This is a genomic window from Lentibacillus kapialis (assembly GCF_014646635.1).
Lineage (GTDB): Bacteria > Bacillota > Bacilli > Bacillales > Amphibacillaceae > Lentibacillus > Lentibacillus kapialis.
Genome location: NZ_BMNQ01000098.1, coordinates 1 through 5,371, shown reverse-complemented (window position 1 = coordinate 5,371; position 5,371 = coordinate 1). Strand labels below are relative to the sequence as shown.

The following is a 5,371-nucleotide window of genomic DNA, read 5'->3' as shown; positions in this document are numbered from 1 at the left end:
CTTTTGGCATGATTTGGATTGGTACCTTAATTATACCAAAAGCCAGTGTTCATGCGGGTTTTTTTACGTTTTTTTATCCATTTTCATGGCGCTTTTTTATTGATTTATCAGGGTGCGAAACTCGAGATACTAGTAACAGGTCCAGCCGGTTTCATTGGCTTCCATCTATCTAGACGATTACTAAATGAAAGCCATCAAGTTATTGGACTTGATAATGTCAATAACTATTATGATCCCCAACTTAAAGAGGACAGACTCAAAGATTTAGACAATCAGAATTTCACTTTTGTAAGGGGAAATTTAGAAGATCTTGAAACAATTAATCAAACGTTTGAAAAGTATCAGCCTGACGTTGTGATTAACCTCGCAGCCCAGGCAGGTGTCCGCTATAGCCTTGAAAATCCACATGCTTATATTAATTCCAATATAGTGGGGTTTACTAATATTCTGGAGGCTTGTCGTCATTATAAACTTGAACATTTAATCTATGCATCATCCAGTTCAGTATACGGTGCCAATACGACCAAGCCTTTTACGACAAGTGATAATATCGATCATCCGGTCAGTTTGTATGCAGCAACGAAAAAATCTAATGAACTGATGGCTCATACTTACAGTCATTTGTATGACCTGCCAACGACCGGTTTGAGATTCTTTACGGTTTATGGACCGTGGGGGCGTCCGGATATGGCATTATTTATGTTTACAAAGGCTATTATCAATGATGAACCGATTAACGTTTTCAATCATGGCGACATGATGCGCGATTTCACATATATTGATGATATCGTGGAGAGCATTAATAGATTAATAGATAAACCAGCTAAGCCAAATCCTGAATGGTCTGGGGCAAATCCGGATCCTAGCTCGAGCTATGCACCATATAAAGTCTACAACATTGGTAACAATAACCCAGTTCGGCTAATGGATTTCATTGAAGCGATTGAAAAGAGACTCGGAAAAACAGCTGAGAAAAATTATATGCCTTTGCAGCCTGGGGATGTGCCGGAGACATATGCAGATGTGGAGGATCTTTTTCAGGATATTGAATTCAGACCACAAACATCTATTCAAGAAGGCGTCAACAACTTTATTGATTGGTATATTGATTATTACGGGGTGAGGTTATAATGGAGCGAACCATTGCAGTAGTTGGACTCGGTTATGTTGGATTGCCTGTCGCCGTTGCTTTCGGTAAAGAAAAAAGTATAATAGGATTCGATATAAAAGAGGAACGAATTGAAGGTTTGAAACAAGGTTATGATATGACGAACGAGGTTGAATCAGAAGAATTGCAACAAGCTTCAATTGAGTTTACATCAAACCCTGCTGATTTAAATAAAGCAGATTTTATTATTGTATCTGTACCTACACCAATTACAGAAAATAAACAGCCGGATTTGACACCGTTGTTGAAAGCATCGGAAACCATTGGCCGAAACCTTGCTAAAGGATCCATTGTTGTATATGAATCAACGGTTTATCCAGGGGCAACGGAAGAGGAATGTGTGCCTGTTTTGGAGGAAGCCTCAGGACTTACCTGTGGTGAAGATTTTTTTGTCGGTTATTCACCCGAACGAATTAACCCGGGTGATAAGGAACATACTTTTACTTCCATTACAAAAGTTGTTTCCGGTCAAAACGAGGAAGTACTTGAAACAATAGCAGATGTTTATGGCTCTGTTGTAACAGCTGGAATTCATAAAGCCAGTACCATTAAAGTAGCCGAGGCTGCCAAAGTGATTGAAAATACGCAGCGGGATTTAAATATTTCGCTTATGAATGAGTTAGCAGTTATTTTTGAAAAGCTAGGTATTGATACATCAGAAGTATTAGCAGCTGCAGGAACCAAATGGAATTTCCTTAATTTCTTCCCAGGGCTAGTAGGCGGACATTGTATCGGTGTTGATCCGTACTATCTGACACACAAGGCGCAGAAAGTAGGCCATCACCCCGAAGTCATTTTGGCGGGACGAAAAACGAATGATAACGTTGGGAAACATATTGCAACATCATTAATCAAGCAGATGATTAAGAAGAACATGCCAATACAAGGATCTACTGTGACAGTGCTTGGTTTCACGTTTAAGGAAAATGTTCCCGATCTACGTAATACTAGAGTAATAGACATTGTGAGGGAATTGGAAGACTTTGATATTAATGTTCAAATAACGGATGCTTATGCAGATCCGCACGAGGCATATGAAGAATATGGAATCGATTTGGTCTCTTATGAAGAATTGAAACCAGCTGAAGCAGTTGTCTTCACAGTGCCACATGAGACGTATCTGGAAGAAGGTTGGAATATGTTCGATCATTTGCTAAAGCATGGTAAAGGTATTGTGTTTGATGCAAAAAGCAAGCTGGATAAAGAGGCTTGTCCTGAAAGTATTTGTTTGCGGAGATTATAGATTATGAAAGGTAAAATATTACAAGTTTGTGCAGTATCTACAACGGTCGATAAGCAACTTAAACCATTAATTAAAAAGTCAATTGACGATGGCTTTGAGGTTCATATTGCATGTTCTGATGATGGTAATTTAGAGCATTTGAGGGATAAAGGATATATAGTTCATGAAGTGCATATTGATAGAAGGATCAGTTTTTCTTCAAATTTGAATTCTGTAAAAGAACTCTACCGATTAATAAAAGTTCATAAATATGATATCGTTCACGTTCATACACCAATAGCATCAATTCTCGGTAGGATTGCAGCCAAATTGGCGGGGGTTAAAAACATTATATATACTGCTCACGGCTATTATTTTCACGAAGAAATGTCGAAAAAAGAATATAACTTTTATTATAGAATTGAAAAGTACTTTGCTAAGTTTGCGACCGATTATTTGTTGTTGCAAAGTCAGGAAGATTATGAACTAAGCATTGAAAACAGGTTTAAAAAGGTTAATAGGATTATACACCTTGGAAATGGTGTGGATATTTATAATAAATTTAACTCAAAAATAATGACCGTCGAAGAGCTTGAGAATATAAAAAATGATCTCGGAATTAGTCAGGAAGATATTGTTTTTGCTTTTATCGGCAGGTTTGTAAGGGAAAAAGGAATCTACGAATTAGTTGAGGCTTTCAGTAAAGTTAACAAAATGAATAAGAATGTTAAGCTGCTGCTAATTGGAGATTTATTAGACAGCGAAAGAGACCAGGATATTAATCACTCTATAGCTGAGTGGAAAACAAACAGTAATATTATTTTTACTGGAATAAGATCTGATATTAATTATCTGCTTGCTGTTTCTGATGTGTTCGTATTACCAAGTCACCGCGAAGGGTTACCACGATCCATCATTGAGGCAATGGCAATGGAGAAGCCTGTTATTGCAACTAATATAAGAGGTTGCAGGGAAGAAGTGGAACACGGTGAAACGGGTTATTTAACTGAAAAGGAAAATATTGATGAGTTATATACCCGAATGGTCGAGTACATTAATAATCCTGATTCTATGATAGAGATGGGAAAAAACGCTAGGGATATTGTTGAAGAACAGTATGATGAGGAAAAAGTATTAAACAAACAACTGAATTTGTTTAATTCGTTGATATAATATCAATCAAAAATAGCACTATAGTATAAGGAATGGTGTGATTAAATTGGAAATCATTGAGCAATTCCAACAAGAATTGGACTACTTAAATAACCAGAAACATTCATCAATTATGATTAGTACAACTGCCAAACACGCATTAAGCTTTAGAGTATTGCCAAGACGTTCTATTTTAAACACAGCCATGTCCTGCTTCATGATAAATGATGCAAAACTATTAAAAAAAGCACTACTCTTTTTTGATGGATTAGTAGATTATATATATATTGATATAGAGCAAAAGCAGGATTTGAACTTATTTGAAATAGCGAGAAGTATTGTGAAAAAATCTAATTTGACAACAGTCAAACCCAATGATAACACTCTCGAATCTTGTGATATGTTAATTCGAAATCACTTAAAGGATGACTTATTAAATAAAGATATAGCAGTAGTTGGAACAGGAAACCTTGCCAGCAAGCTGGCAACAAGACTGACTGAACGACAAGCAAATGTTTATATTATGGGAAGAACAAATGAAAAAGAAAAAACAGTAACAGAGGCTTTGAATCTATTTTTACCAAAGCATACTTCAGAGGTAAAACCATTCGAAGAAATTCAATCAAAAAAGAAAGTGGACATTATCGTATCATTCTTATCCGGTCAAATGTCAAAAGAGGATAGGTTGTTATCATTAATCGATGAAGATACCTTTGTTATTGATGGAGGAATTAATAACTTCAGCAGTAGTTTTATCCAGCGTATGTTATCGGCCAATGTTAAAGTTACAAGACTAGATACCCGCATTGCTCTTCCTTATCAGATGTTGTTAGAACACGATTATACACAAAGCTTTTTTAATGAAGTTTTCGGTCATGCGACGATTAACGACGTACTAGTAGCTGCAGGCGGCTATATTGGCGGTGAAGGAACAGTGGTTGTAGACAATCTTAAACAGCCAAATCAGGTCATTGGTATAGCAGATGGCAGTGGAGGGGTGAAAGCAAATGAACAGCTCAGCGAAGCAGACAGAAATTCCATACGAAAAATCGAAAAAGCCATTTCAACTAGCAGCTAAAAGGTTATTTGATATTGTATTTAGTTTAATCGTATTAATTGTCCTCATACCTGTGTTTTTAGTGTTAGCAATATTAATTATCAGAGAGGATGGAAGGCCGGTATTTTACAAACAAAAGCGAAGTGGTAATGGGGCTATTTACTTTGGTATGTATAAGTTCCGGTCCATGAAAGTGAAACAAACGTCTGATGATAAAAGTAAAGGAAGAGTTTATGACTGGAAGAATGGTGTCCCAGATGACTTTGTATTTAAAACAGGGTCAGTCGATAACCCCAATATAACAAAGATTGGAAAATTCATCCGAAAGTACAGTCTAGATGAATTACCACAGTTTATTAATGTGTTAAAAGGTGATATGAGTGTAGTAGGTCCACGTCCGGAGATTACTGAGATTACGAGATGCTACAATGCTGAGCAGAAAAAACGTTTAGCTGTAAAACCGGGAATCACGGGATGGGCACAAGCGAATGGCAGAAGTGACATGAATCATGGAGAGAAAATAAAACATGACTTGTACTATGTGGAGAATTTTAGTTTGTGGTTGGATTTGAAGATTTTAGTTAAGACGGTAGTGCAGGTTGTTGGAGGAAAGGGATCAGTTTAAGCCTTAATGTTTAATTTTGATTTTACTTGACTCTTGCAAAAAATATGTCGTCACATTATGTTGAATTACCACTTGTTTTGAAACGTTTGCCCGAAAATAGAATGACATCCCGCTTTTTGTGGTACTGGAAGGTTGACACCCAACCAA

General features: G+C 36.7%; 5 protein-coding genes. All 5 read left to right on the top strand.

The genetic code is table 11. The features are described from left to right. The first annotated feature begins 99 nt into the window (after positions 1–99). Genes IEW67_RS17410 through IEW67_RS17390 form a run of 5 tightly spaced genes read left to right on the top strand, consistent with a single transcriptional unit; the run spans position 100 to position 5,224 of the window. Positions 100–1,131: an NAD-dependent epimerase gene (locus IEW67_RS17410; protein ID WP_308430751.1), complete on the top strand. Its 1,032-nt coding sequence runs from the start codon at positions 100–102 to the stop codon at positions 1,129–1,131. Continuing rightward, positions 1,131–2,411, top strand: a complete 1,281-nt coding sequence (locus tag IEW67_RS17405) for a nucleotide sugar dehydrogenase (RefSeq protein ID WP_188634348.1) — start codon at positions 1,131–1,133, stop codon at positions 2,409–2,411. Before IEW67_RS17410 ends, IEW67_RS17405 begins: the two co-directional genes overlap by 1 nt. Positions 2,412–2,414: 3 nt before the next feature. After that, a complete protein-coding gene (locus IEW67_RS17400) occupies positions 2,415–3,563 on the top strand; it encodes a glycosyltransferase family 4 protein (RefSeq protein ID WP_188634347.1) in 1,149 nt (382 codons plus the stop codon). A 46-nt stretch (positions 3,564–3,609) separates the two neighbouring features. Further along, positions 3,610–4,620 (top strand): NAD(P)-binding domain-containing protein, encoded by a 1,011-nt coding sequence (locus tag IEW67_RS17395; RefSeq protein ID WP_188634346.1) that lies wholly within the window; start codon positions 3,610–3,612, stop codon positions 4,618–4,620. Next, positions 4,550–5,224, top strand: coding sequence for a sugar transferase (locus IEW67_RS17390; protein WP_188634345.1), 675 nt, complete (start codon positions 4,550–4,552; stop codon positions 5,222–5,224). The genes IEW67_RS17395 and IEW67_RS17390 overlap by 71 nt, the downstream gene beginning before the upstream one ends. The last annotated feature ends 147 nt before the right edge of the window (positions 5,225–5,371 follow it).

Bases quoted from the DNA above. Each gene is read 5' to 3' on its own strand.
- IEW67_RS17405 (WP_188634348.1), top strand. From the start codon at position 1,131: ATGGAGCGAACCATTGCAGTAGTTGGACTCGGTTATGTTGGATTGCCT.
- IEW67_RS17390 (WP_188634345.1), top strand. From the start codon at position 4,550: ATGAACAGCTCAGCGAAGCAGACAGAAATTCCATACGAAAAATCGAAA.
- IEW67_RS17400 (WP_188634347.1), top strand. From the start codon at position 2,415: ATGAAAGGTAAAATATTACAAGTTTGTGCAGTATCTACAACGGTCGAT.